Origin of the sequence: Williamsia sterculiae, from assembly GCF_900156495.1 — a bacterium.
GTDB lineage: Bacteria > Actinomycetota > Actinomycetes > Mycobacteriales > Mycobacteriaceae > Williamsia_B > Williamsia_B sterculiae.
This window is the reverse complement of sequence record NZ_FTNT01000003.1, coordinates 429,897-446,723: the sequence shown is the minus strand read 5'-3', so window position 1 is coordinate 446,723 and position 16,827 is coordinate 429,897. Positions and strand designations below refer to the sequence as shown.

The 16,827-nt window shown below is 67.9% G+C and carries 13 protein-coding genes; 8 read left to right on the top strand and 5 right to left on the bottom strand.

Going from position 1 to position 16,827, the window contains the following annotated elements; translation table 11 throughout:
- Positions 1–45: 45 nt before the first annotated feature.
- Positions 46–1,539, top strand: coding sequence for a CoA-acylating methylmalonate-semialdehyde dehydrogenase (locus BW971_RS07620; protein ID WP_076478051.1), 1,494 nt, complete (start codon positions 46–48; stop codon positions 1,537–1,539).
- Positions 1,540–1,589: 50 nt separating this feature from the next.
- A complete protein-coding gene (locus tag BW971_RS07615; RefSeq protein WP_076478048.1) occupies positions 1,590–2,978 on the top strand; it encodes an aspartate aminotransferase family protein in 1,389 nt (462 codons plus the stop codon).
- Between the two features lie 18 nt (positions 2,979–2,996).
- Here the strand turns inward: BW971_RS07615 and BW971_RS21455 are convergent, their stop codons facing one another.
- Positions 2,997–3,161, bottom strand: a complete 165-nt coding sequence (locus BW971_RS21455) for a hypothetical protein (protein ID WP_159441835.1) — start codon at positions 3,159–3,161, stop codon at positions 2,997–2,999.
- Positions 3,162–3,570: 409 nt separating this feature from the next.
- Between BW971_RS21455 and katG the strand changes: the two genes are divergently transcribed.
- Positions 3,571–5,790, top strand: coding sequence for a catalase/peroxidase HPI (katG, locus tag BW971_RS07610; protein WP_076478331.1), 2,220 nt, complete (start codon positions 3,571–3,573; stop codon positions 5,788–5,790).
- Positions 5,791–5,896: 106 nt separating this feature from the next.
- Positions 5,897–7,849, top strand: a complete 1,953-nt coding sequence (locus tag BW971_RS07605; protein ID WP_076478046.1) for a gamma-glutamyltransferase family protein — start codon at positions 5,897–5,899, stop codon at positions 7,847–7,849.
- A 12-nt stretch (positions 7,850–7,861) separates the two neighbouring features.
- Here BW971_RS07605 and BW971_RS07600 read toward each other — a convergent pair whose 3' ends face one another.
- Genes BW971_RS07600 through BW971_RS07590 form a run of 3 tightly spaced genes read right to left on the bottom strand, consistent with a single transcriptional unit; the run spans position 7,862 to position 11,210 of the window.
- Complete coding sequence (locus tag BW971_RS07600) at positions 7,862–9,238, bottom strand: glycosyltransferase (RefSeq protein WP_234974280.1); 1,377 nt, start codon at positions 9,236–9,238, stop codon at positions 7,862–7,864.
- Positions 9,235–10,281, bottom strand: coding sequence for a glycosyltransferase family protein (locus BW971_RS07595; RefSeq protein ID WP_076478044.1), 1,047 nt, complete (start codon positions 10,279–10,281; stop codon positions 9,235–9,237). Before BW971_RS07595 ends, BW971_RS07600 begins: the two co-directional genes overlap by 4 nt.
- On the bottom strand, positions 10,278–11,210 hold the full coding sequence (locus BW971_RS07590; protein ID WP_076478042.1) for a WcbI family polysaccharide biosynthesis putative acetyltransferase: 933 nt from the start codon (positions 11,208–11,210) through the stop codon (positions 10,278–10,280). Before BW971_RS07590 ends, BW971_RS07595 begins: the two co-directional genes overlap by 4 nt.
- A gap of 145 nt (positions 11,211–11,355) precedes the next feature.
- On the opposite strand from BW971_RS07590, the gene BW971_RS07585 reads away from it, so the two are divergent.
- From BW971_RS07585 to BW971_RS07570, 4 genes are read left to right on the top strand one after another with little or no spacing between them, the layout of a single operon-like run.
- Positions 11,356–12,438 (top strand): glycosyltransferase family protein, encoded by a 1,083-nt coding sequence (locus BW971_RS07585; protein WP_143690235.1) that lies wholly within the window; start codon positions 11,356–11,358, stop codon positions 12,436–12,438.
- Positions 12,435–13,517, top strand: a complete 1,083-nt coding sequence (locus BW971_RS07580) for a glycosyltransferase family 4 protein (protein ID WP_076478038.1) — start codon at positions 12,435–12,437, stop codon at positions 13,515–13,517. The genes BW971_RS07585 and BW971_RS07580 overlap by 4 nt, the downstream gene beginning before the upstream one ends.
- Positions 13,514–14,509, top strand: coding sequence for a glycosyltransferase (locus tag BW971_RS07575; protein WP_076478036.1), 996 nt, complete (start codon positions 13,514–13,516; stop codon positions 14,507–14,509). The genes BW971_RS07580 and BW971_RS07575 overlap by 4 nt, the downstream gene beginning before the upstream one ends.
- A complete protein-coding gene (locus BW971_RS07570) occupies positions 14,506–15,435 on the top strand; it encodes a glycosyltransferase family 2 protein (RefSeq protein ID WP_076478034.1) in 930 nt (309 codons plus the stop codon). Before BW971_RS07575 ends, BW971_RS07570 begins: the two co-directional genes overlap by 4 nt.
- On the opposite strand, the gene BW971_RS07565 is transcribed toward BW971_RS07570, so the two are convergent.
- Complete coding sequence (locus BW971_RS07565; protein ID WP_076478032.1) at positions 15,398–16,723, bottom strand: flavin monoamine oxidase family protein; 1,326 nt, start codon at positions 16,721–16,723, stop codon at positions 15,398–15,400. The genes BW971_RS07570 and BW971_RS07565 overlap by 38 nt on opposite strands.
- Between the last annotated feature and the right edge of the window lie 104 nt (positions 16,724–16,827).

Sequence of the window (16,827 nt, the reverse complement as noted above, 5' to 3'; positions counted from 1 at the left end):
GGCTGTGTCCGGGCGGCCCACCATGTCGACTGAGAGGTTCTCGCGATGCCGACCACCGTGACCCACTGGGTGAACAACAAGCCGTATCCCGGTGCGGGTGAGACCACCGCGCCGGTGACGAATCCGGCCACCGGTGCGGTGACCGGAGAGGTCGCGTTGGCGGCGGTGGAGGACACCCGGGCGGTCATCGCCGCCGCCGCGGCGGCGTTCCCGGCGTGGCGTGACACCAGCCTCGCCAAGCGGGTGGAGGTGCTGTTCCGGTTCCGCGAACTGCTCAACAGCCGTCGACACGAACTTGCCGAGATCATCACCGCCGAACACGGCAAGGTGCTCTCCGACGCACTGGGTGAAGTGTCGCGCGGTCAGGAAGTTGTCGAATTCGCTTGCGGTATACCCCATCTACTCAGGGGCGGGTATACCGAGAACGCCTCGACCAAGGTCGATGTGTTCTCCATCCAACAACCGTTGGGGCCGGTCGGGATCATCTCACCGTTCAACTTCCCCGCCATGGTGCCCATGTGGTTCTTCCCGGTGGCCATCGCCGCGGGCAACACCGTCGTCGTCAAACCGTCCGAGAAGGACCCGTCGGCGTCGATGTGGATCGCCGAGCTGTGGAAAGAGGCGGGGCTGCCCGACGGTGTGTTCAACGTGGTGCACGGTGACAAGACGGCGGTTGACGAAGTGCTGACCAACCCGGCGATCAAGGCCATCAGCTTCGTCGGGTCCACACCGGTCGCCCGGTACGTCTACGCCACCGCCACCGCAGCGGGCAAGCGGGTCCAAGCACTGGGCGGGGCGAAGAACCACGCCATCGTGCTGCCCGACGCCGACCTCGACCTGGCCGCCGACGCCATGGTCAACGCAGGCTTCGGTTCCGCAGGCGAACGCTGCATGGCGATCTCGGCGTGTGTGGCGGTCGGTGACATCGCCGACGAACTGGTCACCAAGATCGCCGACCGGACCCGACCGCTGATCACCGGCGACGGAACCCGAGGCGCCGACATGGGCCCGCTGGTCACCAGCGCCCACCGCGACAGGGTCCGCTCCTACGTCGACGCCGGTGCGGCCGCCGGGGCGACGATCGTCGTCGACGGACGCACCGTGACGCCCGACGTAGGTGCCGACGGGTTCTGGCTCGGCCCCACCCTGATCGACAACGTCACCACCGACATGAGCATCTACACCGACGAGATCTTCGGACCGGTGCTCAGCGTGGTGCGCGTGGACACCTACGACCAGGCGCTCGAGTTGATCAACGCCAACCCCTACGGCAACGGCACCGCGATCTTCACCAACGACGGAGGCGCCGCCCGCCGATTCCAGAACGAGGTAGAGGTGGGAATGGTCGGTATCAACGTCCCCATCCCTGTCCCGATGGCCTACTACAGCTTCGGCGGTTGGAAAGCCTCCCTGTTCGGCGACAGCCACGCCCACGGCACCCAGGGAGTGCAGTTCTTCACCCGCACCAAGGCTGTCACCAGCCGCTGGCTCGATCCCAGCCACGGCGGGATCAATCTCGGATTCCCCCAGAACACCTGACGTACAGAACACCTGCCGCCCAGAGCTCTGATCACCACGAGGATGCAGCGATGACCACGATCGATCACCTCGACACGCTGCCCGACGGGCGCAGTGTCGAAGATGCGCGCGTCGAGGCCGCGCGCGCCTACGACCTCGACCGACGGCACGTCTTCCACTCCTGGTCGGCCCAGGCCGAGATCTCGCCGATGGGTATCACCGCGTCGGCGGGCTCGTACGTGTGGGACGGCGACGGCCGCCGCCTGCTGGACTTCTCGTCGATGTTGGTCAACACCAACATCGGTCATCAGCACCCGAGGGTGATCGCGGCCATCCAGCGGCAGGCCGCGAAACTGTGCACGGTGGCACCGCAGTACGCGAACGATGTGCGATCGGAGGCGGCCCGGCTGATCGCCGAACGTACGCCCGGTGATCTGGACAAGATCTTCTTCACCAACGGAGGTGCGGACGCGAACGAGCACGCCGTCCGGATGGCACGTCTGCACACCGGTCGTCGAAAGGTGTTGACGCGATACCGCTCCTACCACGGCGGCACCGACACCGCGATCAACCTGACCGGTGACCCGCGACGGTGGCCGAACGATCACGGTGACAGCGGAGTGGTCCACTTCTTCGGACCGTTCCTGTACCGCTCTCGGTTTCACGCCGAGACCGAGGAGCAGGAGTGTGCCCGAGCCCTCGATCACCTCGACGAGGTGATCCGCATGGAGGGTCCGTCGACGATCGCGGCGATCGTCTTGGAGACGATCCCGGGCACCGCGGGCATCATGATCCCGCCGCCGGGGTATCTACGCGGTGTACGGGAGCTCTGTGACAGGTACGGCATCGTCTACATCGCCGACGAGGTGATGGCCGGATTCGGTCGTAGCGGCACATGGTTCTCGGTGGATCTCGTCGGGGTCACCCCCGACCTGTTGACCTTCGCCAAAGGTGTCAACTCCGGATACGTGCCCCTGGGCGGGGTGGCGATCAGCGCGGCGATCGCGGCCACCTTCGACCACCGGCCCTACCCGGGCGGACTCACCTACTCCGGCCATCCGTTGGCCACCGCGGCCGCCGTCGCCACGATCACCGCCATGGCCGACGAGGATGTGGTCGGCAACGCGTCCCGTATCGGCGCCGAGGTGATCGGACCCGGTCTGGCAGAGCTCGCCGATCGGCATCCCTCGGTCGGTGAGGTCCGCGGGTGCGGTGTCTTCTGGGCACTGGAGTTGGTGCGCGACCGGACGACGCGCGAGCCGCTCGCGCCGTACGGCGCGAGCAGTGCGGCGATGAACGACGTCGTCGCGGCCTGCAGGTCCGGTGGTCTGTTGCCGTTCGCGAATGTCAACCGCATCCATGTGGTGCCGCCGTGCACGGTGACGGCCGAGGAGGTACGCGAGGGTCTGACCGTGCTCGACGCGGCGTTGACCGTCGGCGACGCTCACCTCCCGGGCTGACCGAGCCCCACCTCGCCGCTACCGATCGGCGCCGACGCAGACGGTCCGGAGGTCGCCGCTGACCCGTATCACCGCGCCCGACCCGCCCGAGGTCACCACCTCGATGGTGCCGTCCGGTCGTTGGGAGATCGTGGTCACGGACCCGTAGGCTCCGACGACGTCGATGGTCTGACTGGCGAGCATGAGTCCATCCCTTGCAGTGCGGTGTTTGCGGCAGGTGGTTCCCGACTGGCCAGAAACATAGGACAGGCCACTGGGAATCCACTGGGAACGGGCTCCGGATCCGTTGAGCGACCGGTAGTCCCCCGCGCGCCGGCGCCGGCGCCACGGACCGACGGAGAACCACCCCCGACGCCCGAACACAGCACCGCTTTCCGCTTCGGCGATAGGACGACTTTCTCACTGCGATAAGAACGTCCACAACCAGGCACGAGGGGCTGCCGCGAGATGTCCCGACACACCGATTCGAGTGGGTGTCGCAGGTATCGTTCGAAGAGTTCGAGTCCACCATCGTAGCCCGGTGGTCGCCGCAGCCAAGTGGCCCCACGAAAGGAACATCGTGACCGAAGAACACGAGACACGCGTCAAGGAAATGAATGCCGACCAGCCGGAGGAACACTCCGCGGTCGACGCTTCTGCGTGCCCCGTCGCCGGCAACAACCGCAAGTATCCGGTCGAGGGTGCGAGCAATCGCGACTGGTGGCCGGAGGAGCTCAACCTGGGGATCCTCCAGAAGAACCCGGCCGTCGCGAACCCGTTGGGTGGGGACTTCGACTATGCCGAAGAATTCGCGACCCTCGATCTCGCCGCTGTGAAGACGGATCTCGCCGCGCTGCTCACCGAGTCGAAGTCGTGGTGGCCCGCCGACTACGGCAACTACGGGCCCTTCTTCATCCGCATGTCCTGGCACTCGGCGGGCACCTACCGGGTGGACGACGGGCGCGGTGGCGGCGGGGCGGCCATGCAGCGGTTCGAGCCGCTGAACAGCTGGCCCGACAACGCGAGCCTCGACAAGGCGCGTCGTCTGTTGTGGCCGATCAAGCAGAAGTACGGCAAGAAGCTGTCCTGGGCAGACCTGATCATCCTGACCGGCAACGTCGCGCTGGAGACCATGGGTCTGCAGACCTTCGGTTTCGCCGGCGGCCGGGTGGATGGTTGGGAGCCCGACCAGGACGTGTACTGGGGACCGGAACACACCTGGTTGGGTGACGAACGGTTCGACGAGAACCATGAGCTCGAGAAGCCGCTGGGCGCATCGCAGATGGGTCTCATCTACGTCAATCCCGAGGGCCCCAACGGCAATCCCGATCCGCAGCTCTCGGCCAACGACATCCGCGAGACTTTCGGACGGATGGCCATGAACGACGTCGAGACCGCCGCCCTGATCGTCGGCGGCCACACCTTCGGCAAGGTCCACGGTGCGGGCAACCCGGACCAGTACATCGGTCCCGAGCCCGGTGGTGCCGGGTTGGAGATGCAGGGCCTGGGATGGAAGAACAGCCTGGGCACCGGCAACGCCCAGTACACCATCACCAGCGGTATCGAGGGTGCCTGGACACCGACGCCCACCACCTGGGACAACTCCTACCTGGAGATCCTGTACGGGTACGAGTGGGAGGTCCACAAGGGCCCCGGCGGCGCGTGGCAGTGGAAGCCCAAGGACGGCGCCGCGGCCGACCTGGTGCCCGACGCCCACGTCGAGGGACAGAAGCACCCCCCGATGATGCTGACCAGCGACCTCGCCCTGCGCACCGATCCGATCTACGCCGAGATCACCCGCGCGTGGCTCGAGGATCCCGCGGCCCTGGCCGACCAGTTCTCTCGCGCCTGGTACAAGCTCACCCACCGCGACATGGGCCCGATCACGCGCTACCTCGGCCCAGAGGTGCCATCGGAGGAACTCCTCTGGCAGGACCCCGTGCCGCCGGCGGAGGGTGACCTGATCAACGGCGAGGACATCGCCGCACTGAAAGCCACGGTGCTCGAATCCGGTCTGAGTGTCTCGCAGCTGGTGAAGACCGCGTGGGCGGCGGCCGCGTCGTTCCGGCAGAGCGACAAGCGCGGCGGCCCCAACGGTGGCCGTCTGCGTCTGCACCCCCAGGTCGACTGGGAGGTCAACGAGCCCGACGAACTCGCGCGGGTGATCTCGGTTCTCGAGGGGATCGGCGAATCGTTCACCGGTTCCGCCGGTGCTCGGGTGTCCTTCGCCGACCTCGTCGTCCTCGCCGGCGCCGCCGGTGTCGAGAAGGCCGCCAAGGCAGGTGGTTTCGACATCACCGTCCCGTTCACCCCGGGCCGGACCGACGCCACCCAGGACAAGACGGACGTCGAGTCGTTCGCCCACCTCGAGCCCACCGCGGACGGCTTCCGCAACTACGAGGGCAAGGGTCAGCAACTGGGCGCGGAGTATCTGCTCGTCGACAAGGCCAACCTGCTCAACCTGTCCGCTCCCGAGATGACCGTCCTGATCGGTGGGCTGCGGGTATTGGGAGCCAACTACAAGAACTCGAAGGTCGGCGTTTTCACCGACGATGTCGAGACGTTGAGCAACAACTTCTTCACCAATCTCCTCGACATGGAGATCGCGTGGGAGCCGGCGGGCGACGACAACACCACCTACGTCGGTCGCGACCGGGCGACCGGAGCGGAGAAGTTCACCGGTAGCCGTGCGGATCTGGTCTTCGGGTCCAACACCCAGTTGCGTGCGGTGGCCGAGGTGTACGGGGCCGACGACGCCAAGGACAAGTTCGTGCGCGACTTCGTCGCCGCGTGGGACAAGGTCATGATGCTGGACCGGTTCGACGTGCGCTGATCACCCGAGACTGCGCCCCGCGAGCCTCCCGGTTCGCGGGGCGTTGTCGTCTCGTCCGCGCCGGATCACTGTTAGCGTCGGACCACACCTCGGACAGGAGAGCCGCATGGTACCGACGTCACGCACTCGGGCGCTGACCGTCGCGGTCGCGACGGTGCTGGGCCTGACCGCCGTGGCCTGTGACGACACCGTCCCGCGGTCGGGCGCCGAAGGCGGCACCTGCGCAACGGTTCCCAACGGCACTCCGGTGGTCGCGGCAGCGTCCGCGGACGGGTCGAGTCGCGACATCGCCACCAATCCCGAGGTGGCCGCCGGATACCGCGATGCGATGACCCCGGTGCACACCACGAGCTTCGCGGTGGTCACCGCCAACCCGCTGGCCACCCAGGCCGCATGTGAGGTGGTCCGCGACGGGGGAAGCGCCGCCGACGGGGTGGTCGCGGCGCAGGCGGTACTGGGGTTGGTGGAACCCCAGGCCACCGGGATCGGCGGCGGCGCATTCCTGGTCTACTACGATGCCGCATCGAAAACGCTGCGAGCCTACGACGGTCGGGAGACCGCGCCCGCGGCCGCGACCGGAGACTATCTCCGGTACATCAGTCCCACAGACCATCGATCGCCGATGCCGTCGGCGCGGGCCAGCGGTCGGTCCATCGGCACCCCCGGAGTGCTGCGAATGCTGCAGTTGGCCCAGTCCGAACACGGCGACAAGCGGTGGCGCGACCTGTTCACGTCTGCGATCCGACTCGCCGACAACGGTTTCGACATCAGTCCACGGATGGCCGCGGCCATCGCCGACAGTCGGGCGCAACTCGCGGTCGATGCGGATGCCCGCGCGTACTTCCTCAACGCGGACGGGTCACCCAAGACCGCCGGAACCCGCCTCACCAACCCGGCATACGCGAAGACGTTGGGCGCCGTCGCCGGTGACGGTGCGGACGCCTTCTACACGGGCTCTGTCGCGCGAGACATCGTCGATGCCATCGGCTCCACCGAAGGTGGGGTCACCCCGGGGCTGACCACAGTCGATGATCTGGCCGGGTACACAGCACGAACGCGGGAGGCGTTGTGCACGCCCTACCGCACCCGCATCCTGTGCGGTATGCCCCCACCGTCCTCGGGTGGCATCGCTGTAGCCGCGACGATGGGCATCCTGTCGAACTTCGACCTGGCATCCCTGCGGCCCGACAGGATCGACCGCAACGGGGGCATCCCACAGGCTGAGGCGGTCCACCTGGTCTCCGGAGCCGAACGCCTCGCCTACGCGGACCGCGACGAATACGTCGCCGATGCGGACTTCGTTCCTCTACCCGGCGGATCTCCCGCCGCGCTCACCGATCCGAACTACCTGAAACAACGTGCGTCGTCGATCAATCCGGACAGATCGATGGGTGAGGCCAGACCAGGTGATTTCCCGGCCGCACCCGGGTCGGCCGCACCCACCCCGGAACACGGCACCAGTCAGGTGGTCGTCGTGGACAAGAAGGGTGACGCGGCGACGATGACCACCACGGTGGAGTCGGCCTTCGGGTCGTTCCACATGGTCGACGGATTCATTCTCAACAATCAGCTGACCGACTTCTCCTCCTCCCCCGTCGACTCCACGGGTAAGCCGGTGGCGAATCGCGTGGAGGCCGGTAAACGTCCGCGTAGCGCCATGTCACCGACCTTGCTGTTCGCCCGTCAACCGGACGGCTCACGCGGCGAGTTGGTCGGTTCACTGGGATCACCAGGTGGGTCGGTGATCATCCAATTCGTCGTGAAGACGCTCATCAATCTGCTGGATTGGGGCCTCGACCCCCAGCAGGCGGTCTCCGGGGTGGACTTCGGCGCAGCCAACACACCCGTCACCAACGTCGGCGGTGAACATCCGGGGATCGACACCGCGAACGACGGGGCCGACGACCCACTGGTGCGCGGACTGCGTGCTCGAGGTCATCAGGTGTCGGTGGCCGATCAGTCGTCCGGTCTCGCCGCCGTGATACGGGACGGGACCGGTTATGTCGGCGGGGCAGACCCCCGCCGGGAGGGCGAGGTGATGGGCGACCCGGTGCGGTGAGGCCGTGCTCGGTCACCACGAGAGGTCCGGTTCGTCGCCGACCACCCGGATTCCGATGTCGTCTCCGACCAGCGAGTTCACACCGAACAACGCACGGATGGCGGTGTCCTCCGACCACCCATACGGGGTCAGCCTGCGTGCTCGATGGCGCGCCCGCGAGGTGTGCACCGTGACCGACCCGTCCGCACCGACGTCGACCGAGGCTGCGCCGGCACCACCGGGACCGAGATCGGCGAACACCCGTCCCAGCGCTCCGCTCTCCACGACGACGCGTCCCGAGATGTGCACGGTGTACCGGCAACGCCGCACCACCTCCTGGTCCGGCAGGCCGGTTCGAACCCGCGTGTCGCACACCCCCAGGACCCGGAGCATCTCGTCGGCACCGTTACCGCACAACCAGATCGCGTGATCGAGCGGTATCCCCTGAGGGCCGGTGAGCAATGACGCGACGGTTCGCTGCAGCGATGCCGGGGTGTGGCCGTCGACCGCGAGGGTCACGGCCACGTCGGGGATGCGAAACCTCAGGCCCGACGTCCGTGCGGCGGGATCGGTGATCAGCGGGGCCAGCGCCTGCGCCTCGGCATTCTTGACCTCGGTGCGTTCCGGCCCCGCGCGCAGTCCCCAATCCGGGCCGTCGTGCCAGGCCACCGCGTCGGGAACGTGCGCGAGAACCGCACCACACATGAACATCCGGTTCGCCAGTTCCCAGTCCTCACCGCCGTATCGGTCGAAGGACTCGTCGAAACCACCCGCGTGGACGAACATGGAACGGTGGCAGGTCAACACGGCGCTGATCAGGTATTTGTACGCGTCCCAACCCGGAATCAGGAGATTGCGGGTGCGGGTGTACGCCTCGACCAGCCAGCCCGGCTCCTCGAGAACCGCCGGGCCGACGTGTGCACCATCCCACCAACCGCGTAACCGGGTGGGCGACCACCCGGACAGATCGGCGTGCCGACGTCGCCCCACGACCACGGCATCCGGCACCGCGGCGGGGAGTCGGGTGGCGCGGGACAGGTAATCGGGTTCGGGAACGGTGTCGGCGTCGAGGAAACACAACACCTCCCCGCCGGCCGCCGCGGCACCCAGGTTCCGCACCGCCGCCGCTCGAAAACCGTTGTTCGGCTGGCGGACAACCGACACCGTGAGATCGTGATGCGCCACGTCGGGAGCATTGCGAGACCCGTCGTCCGCGACGATCACCTCGATGAGATCGGCCGGGTGAGTCTGCATCGACAGCGCGGTCAGCACCAACTCCAGCTGCCACGGCTGTTCGTAGTACGGGATGATCACGCTCACCGTCGGTTCGCGAGAAGGCGGCGGTGCGAGATCCCACCGGTTGTCGGCGACCACCCAGTGACCGTCGTCCAGCGGCCAGAGCCCGCTCACCGTGACCACCGCGCGAAGGTGGTTCGGTGCGCCATCGCGACCTCCGCGGGCGAGGGATGCACCGGACGGCCGGCGTCGATCCACGTCGACGCCGGATCGGCGAGAGCTTCGGCGATCGCCGACGACAGCCGGTCCTCGTCGTAGAGGGTCATGGTTCGCGGGGACATCCGATCCATCTCCTCGGAGTAGCGGTGCCGCGGCACCAGCGGACGACGTCGGGCGGCCCGCCACGTGTTGATCGACCCGGATGCCGACAGGTGCCGATGATGGGCGACCGGCACCCCGACCTCGGCAAGGCGCACCGCCAGCTGCGCATCGTCGAGGAACCCGGTGATCTCGCAACCGCGGCCCACCGCCGCAGCATCGGTGGTGAGCTGATCGGCCAGGTCGGTGTGCCCCGGCGACGGGGTACCCAACGCCACGAACACGACGTCGGGCGCCGACGCCGCCATCGCTCGCAACACCTCTGCGTGTCCCTTGCCGGGATACAGGAAGCCGAGGACGCCGACGGACCGGGAGGTGGGCGCGGCTACGCGGACGACCGCGTCACCGGGACTGCCGACCATCAGTGGGATCACCTCGACATCCGTCGGGGGCCGCGGCGACCACCCGAGATGTTCGTCGATGAGACGTGACTCGTGCTCGCTGGAGACGATGACCCCGTCCGCCGCCGTCAGCATGGCTCGGTAGGCGTCGCGTCGTCGGTGGAATCCGGCACCGTCGGATGGCTGCGGTAGATCGTGCAGGGTCAGAGACACCCGGGTCCCGGCGGCGTGCGCCGCATCGACGACGGCGACCACCGCGGTGGCGGCAGCGGTGGCACCGGAACCGAAGAGCTTGTCGGTGACGTGGATGTGCACGAGCGGTCCGCAGGGCTGTGCCACCACGGCCACCGCGGCGTCGGCGTCGGCCACGTGGGTGAGTCGCTGCCCGGAGTCGTCCATCGCCAACGACGCGTGTACGGCGCGCGCATACCGGACGACACCGTGATCATGTGGACCGACCACCAGGTGGAGGACGGCGGACGGGACGGCCGTGGTCATCGGATGCCGATGATCTCGAGAAGCTCGGCATACCTGCGCTCGGTGGCTGCGAAGAAGCCGGGATGATCGGCGTACCAACCGATCTGCCGGGCGAACACCTCGTCGTCGGGTATGACGGCACCGTCGACGGTCCACGTCGAGCTCTCCCGGGCATCGAGGTTCAGCGCGTCCACGACACGGCCGTCCAACGGCGCCCGCACCGATCCGAGCAGGTCCCTATCCGGTTCGACAGGCCGCGCAGGCACATCGAGGGCCGCGAACATCCGTTGCGCCAGGATCATCAGAACGGCGTTGCCGGGATGGTTGATCGTGTGTGCGGCCGACGCGCCCAGCGCCGACAACACATCGGAGACCGCGATGTCGGTGTCCCGGCGTTCCCGCGCGTGCAACTGCTCCACGCTCCATTGCGCCACCTCCCGGATGGTGTGCGCATCCACTGTGGAGTCGTAGATCCGACGGTCGCGCACGGCATCGCGGGCGCAGAGCACGGTGCGGAGGTCGTGGTACGGGACCACGGGTGGATTCGACGACATGTCCGCCGGGTCACGCACGATGATCTGGAACGGGTGTAGCCCCGCGTAGCGCACCACCGGCCAACGGACCACCCGCGACGTCACCGGCATCATCGCGATGGCGTCCGCGGTTCCGATGGGGAGTTCCCGGTAACCGTCGCGGACCGGTTGGGACAGCAATACCTGCGTGTCGGCGAGCAACTCGCGGACGAAGGGGATGTCGCCGGCTTCGAGTTCGTGGACCGGAGGGACGCGGACGGTGCGGATGCCGACGTCGGGTGCCGACGCGAGGAGTACCCGTAGGGCTTCGGCCTGGCAGTTGCCCCAGATGACCCACAGCGGGCGCTCGTCACGTCGTGGCTGGTCCAGGCGGTAAAAAGACCCGAAATGGCGGGTTCTCGGGTCGATGTCGGTCACGTGGTGATGCCTGCCGTCGTAGGGGCACGATAAGGTGGTACCCGAAGCACGATTCCCCCTCTCGAACAGTCGGGCCGGGTGGTTGACACACCCCTTTATATCTCGCTTGCCTCACACCCCGTCTGTCGATGGAGGACCCCCGCCTGTGATCTCCGTGGCCTCGGTGCCCACCGGACACGCCTATGTCGCGCATCTGCGCGTCCCTGGTGATCTCGCTGACGTCGCCGTCGTCCGCCTTCCCGACCCGGTACCGCCGGATGCACTCACCGCCGAACAATGGTGGCCCCCGCGCTGGTTGGAACCTGAATACGTTGTCTCACAGCAGGACACTTTCGACCTGATCCATCTGCACTTCGGGTTCGAACACTATTCGACCGATGAGTTGACCTCGCTCGTGACGGTGTTGCGTGGACTGGGCAAACCTCTGGTGTTCACCGTGCACGACCTGCACAATCCCCACTTCGCCGACGACACCGCACATCTCGCCCAACTCGACGTGCTGATACCGGCTGCAGACGCGCTGATCACCCTCACCGCATCCGCGGCCGACGAGATCGAGCGGCGATGGTCGAGATCGGCGACCGTGATCGCGCACCCACACGTGGCCCCGTTGCACCTCATCGGAATGGCCCGACGGCCGCGGGAGGAGTTCGTCGTCGGTCTGCACGCGAAGAGTCTGCGAGCGAATCTGGATCCCCTGACCGTCGTCGACACCGTGATCGACGCGGTACGCGACCTGCCGACGGCGACGGTCCGCATCGACCTGGACAGCCACGTGTTGGACGACGCCGCCGACGCATCGCGCCGCGACGTCGCCCACGCGCTGCTGCGGCGGCGGGCGGTCCGCGGTGTCGACGTTCGTGTCCATCCACGCTTCTCCGATGATCAGCTGTGGGAGTACCTGTCCGACATCGACGTATCGGTGATGCCGTATCGCTTCGGTACGCATTCGGGTTGGCTGGAGGCATGCCATGATCTCGGCGTGACCGCGGTGGTGGCCGACTGCGGACACCACCGGTCGCAGCAGGCCTGCCGCACATTCGGTTTCGGCGCGCGCCGGTTCGACCCGGAGAGCTTGCGGGAGGCGCTACGCAGCGCTTACGAGATGCGTGACAGGCCACCGCAGGTGAGCGCTGCGGCGCGTCGATCCCAGCGCGAACAGATCGCCGCGGCGCACGAACGGATCTACCGCGAGGTGCTCGACCGCCGCGTCGGCGTGGCCGTATGACGGCCGGCCTGCGGGTGGCGCTGCTGGGACCGTCGCGATTCCCCATCGTCGAGCCGTTCGCCGGCGGGCTCGAGGCGCATGTCCATGCCCTGGCCACCTCACTGGCCGATCGCGGCCACCGGGTCACGTTGTTCGCAGCCGAAGGGTCGTCGACACCTCGGCCCTGCGACGAGATCCGTGTCAGACATCTCGACATCGCTCGCAGCCCGTCGGTCGCCGACCACGGCCCGGACCTCGGGATGATGCCCACCCTGGCCGAAGACCACGCGTATCTCTCGTTGATGACCGAGTTGGCGGGACGACCCGATGAGTTCGATGTGGTGCACAACCACAGCCTGCATCCGCTGCCGATCGCGATGTCCTCGTCCCTGCGACGTCCGATGTTGACCACGTTGCACACCCCGCCCCTGCCGTGGCTCGAACCGGTGGTGCGTGCGGGTTCGGCGTCGGGCTTCGCGGCGGTGAGTGACCACACCGCCCGACAGTGGCGTCGGGTGGCGGGAGACGTGGACGTCGTCCACAACGGGATATCGCCGGACGAATGGCCGGTGGGCCCGGGTGGTGGCCATGCCGTCTGGTCCGGCCGGATCGTTCCGGAGAAGGCGCCCCACCTGGCGCTGCACGCGGCGACCCGTGCCGGCGTCGGACTTCGTCTGGCCGGGCCGATCGCCGATCCGGACTACTACGACCGCCAGGTGCGACCGTTGCTGGGAGGGTCCCACCGCTACCTCGGTCACCTGCGGCAACAGGAGCTGGCCCGGGTGGTCGGGTCCGCCTCCGTGGCCATCGTGACCCCGGTCTGGGACGAGCCGTACGGTCTCGTCGTCGCCGAGGCATTGGCTTGCGGGACTCCCGTCGCGGCCTTCGCTCGTGGCGGGATCCCGGAGATCATCACCGCCGACTGCGGCCGCCTCGCACCCGCGGGTGACGTGTCCGCGCTGACCGCGGCCCTGGTGGATGCCGGTCGACTGTCGCGCCACGCCGCACGGCGACGGGCGATTGAGTTCTGCGGGGCGGACCGCATGGTCGAGAGGTACATCGACGTCTACACGCGGCCGGTGACCGCGGTGGCCGGGTGATCGGTTACTACGTCCACCATCAGGGCAGTGGACACATGATGCGGTCGCATTCGATCGCCGCGTCACTCGACGAGCCGGTCACGGTGCTGTCGTCACGTCGACCGCAGGACGGACACGCGGCCGGCTCCTGGTTGCCGTTGCCGCTCGACGTACCGGATCCGCCCGACGCGACGGTGCGTGCGCCGTCAGCACACGACACATTGCACTGGGCGCCGATCGACGTACCCGGGCTCACCGAGCGGATGGGCATCATCGCCGACTGGATCCGGCGAACCCGTCCGTCGGTCGTGGTCGTCGACGTCTCGGTGGAGGTTGCACTGTTCGTACGCACAATGGGCATCCCGGTGGTGATCATGGCCATGCCCGGCGTGCGTGACGATCCCCCGCATCTGTTGGCCCACCGACTCGCCGACGCCATCGTCGCGCCGTGGTCGGCGGACCTATACCGGCCGGCACATCTGCACCCGTTCGACGACACCACGCACTACGTGGGTGCGATCAGCCGTTTCGACGGGCGAGCTCGGTGTGGCCGGGCCGATGGAGACGCTCCGGTGGTGATCCTCGGTGGAGCGGGCGGTTCGATCGTCACCGATGACGACGTCGCGGCGGCACGGGCCACGACACCCGGGCGCCGATGGGTCGCGGCGGGTGTCGCCGGTTCGGGGTGGGTCGACGACGTCTGGCCACTGCTGTGTTCGGCCTCCGTGATCGTCACTCATGCGGGGCAGAATGCGATCGCCGATGTCGCCTGCGCAGGTGCCGCCGCCGTCGTCACCCCGCAACGACGACCGTTCGGTGAACAGGATGCGACGGCGGAGGCCCTGCGGACACACGAGGTGGCGTGTGTGACACGGAGGTGGCCCGAGCCATCTTCCTGGCCCGACGTGTTGCACCGAGCCGAGAGCCTCGACCGTCTGTCATGGCGTCGGTTGCAGGTGGAAGGCGCCGCACGTCGAGCGGCCGCCGTGATAGCGGACGTGGCGGCACGGTGACCGCCGATGGTGTGCCGCCGCCGGTGACACGCACGGCGGTGATCACCGTGGTGTCCGGGCGCCATCGACACCTGACCGCACAGCTCAGCGGACTGCAGGCATCGACAACGCCCGTCGACACCCATGTCGTGGTGGCGATGGACGATCCCCACATCCGACCGCTGGTCGCATCCGCGGATCCGCGGGCGATGGTGATCGAGGTCTCCCGTGTCCGTGGGGGCCTCCCGTTGGCGAGCGCCCGTAACCGCGGGGCCGAGGCCGCGCTCGCTGCGCACGCGGACCTCCTGGTGTTCCTCGATGTCGACTGCATACCCGATCCCGCCATGATCGGCCGCTATCGGGAGGCTGCGCGGCGCACCACGGGTCCGGTGTTGTTGTGTGGACCGGTCACCTATCTGCCGCCGCGCGACTCCGACTGGACGGCTGCGGAATTGCGGGCCCACCGCCAACCCCATTCGGCGCGCCCCGACCCGCCCGACGGCGTGCTGGAGGTCGGTGCCGACCCCGACCTGTTCTGGTCCCTGTCCTTCGCAGTGACCGGCGAGACGTGGTCGCGCGTGGGCGGGTTCCACGAGGACTACCGCGGTTACGGGGGCGAGGACACCGACTTCGCGAGTACAGCGGCCGCTCTCGACATCCCGGTCGTATGGGTCGGGGGTGCCGACGCCTATCACCAGCATCATCCGGTGTCCGCACCACCGGTGGAACACCTCGACGACATCGTCCGCAACGCCGAGGTGTTCCACCGACGCTGGGATCGTTGGCCGATGACCGGATGGCTCGAGGCCTTCGAGACCGCCGGACTGATACGTCGGTCGGCGCGCGGCATCGAGATCGTCGAGCCCAGGGACACAACGCCGACGGGTGACGGCCTGGGCGCCGCCGCCGTCACCCGGTCTCCCCGAGCGTCCGGACCAGTTCGGTGACCACGCGTTCCGCGGATTCGATGGCACCTTCGACGTATCCGGCGTGTTCCGCGGCGGTTTCGGTTCCCGCCCAGTGGATGCGGCCGGCGGGAGTGTGCTCGACGGGGTAGTACCCCTCGCGGGTACCCATCACCGGTAGTGACGCATATCCCCCACCGACATACGGATCGTGATGCCAGACCTTGTCGTACCACCCGGCCGGACGTCGTACCTCCCGGCCGAGGTGGGGTTCGAGGTGGTCGAGGAGAGTCTCTCGACGTCGTCCGACGGACAACTGGCCGATGCGGGCGGCATCGGCACCGCCCACGAGCATCGTCAGATGACCCGGGCCGTCGGGCGGCGTGGTGTCGAATACCGCGCAGCCGGGGGTACCGAGCATGATCGCTTCGGCGTCACGACGCTGACGCCAGAAAGGTGTCTCGTAGACGGCGATCGCCTTGTACACCTCGCCCATCCGCGTGTTGTGGTGCGATCGGACTCGGTTGTCGGGCAGCGGTGGGCGGAAGGCGATCCGCGCGGCCATCGGGGGCGGCACCGCAATCACCACCCGTCGTGCCCTGATCGTGGTGGTGGGCGTCGCGACGGTGACGCCACGGTCGGTCTGGTCGACGGCGGTCACGCGAACACCGGTGTGCACCCGATCACCGAGGCGGTGTGCGAGTCTCTCCGCCAGGGCTCCGGCGCCCTCGACGACCAGTGCGTCCTGGGCGCCGCCGGTCGTCTTCATCATGGTGGACAAGCCACCCTGGAACCGGATGAGCCGCAGGAACGCCGCGATCGACAGTGTCGACGTGTCTGCACAGCAGGTGACCGCGACGATCACGTCGACGATGCGGCGGGCGCGGCGCGAGGGGATCCTGTCGATCCATTCTCGGACGCTCGTCGTGGTCCAGGTGTCGCGTTCGGGCAGGCGCGACGCGACCTCGAACCCGAGTAACCCGACGGTGGCCGCCAACATCGACGGGTTCGTCGCCGAGATCGGTCCGACGGCGGTGACCATTGCGGGGGTACCGGGGCTGTGCATCGGGAACCGTCTCGCACCGAGTTCGTCGGCCAGTTCCTCGAAGCGGTGATGTCCGTGCCCGATCCACTGACCGCCGAGGTCCACCGCGGACCCGAGGACCGAGGTCCGGGCCATCAGACGACCGCCGACGCGGTCGGCCGCCTCGAGAACCACAGCATCGATTCCGCGGGTGCCCAATCTGTCGGCGGTGACCAACCCGGCGATACCGGCGCCCACGATCGCCACGTCGGTGCCCGGCGGAACACGGCTGTGGTCTGGCGTCATGGTCGGCCTCGTCAACTGGGCGGTGATGGGTTTGGGGCGCGCGTCCGAGCAACTAAGTCATACACACGACTGACTCTAACGCTAGAGCAGAGAGTCTGCCGCCG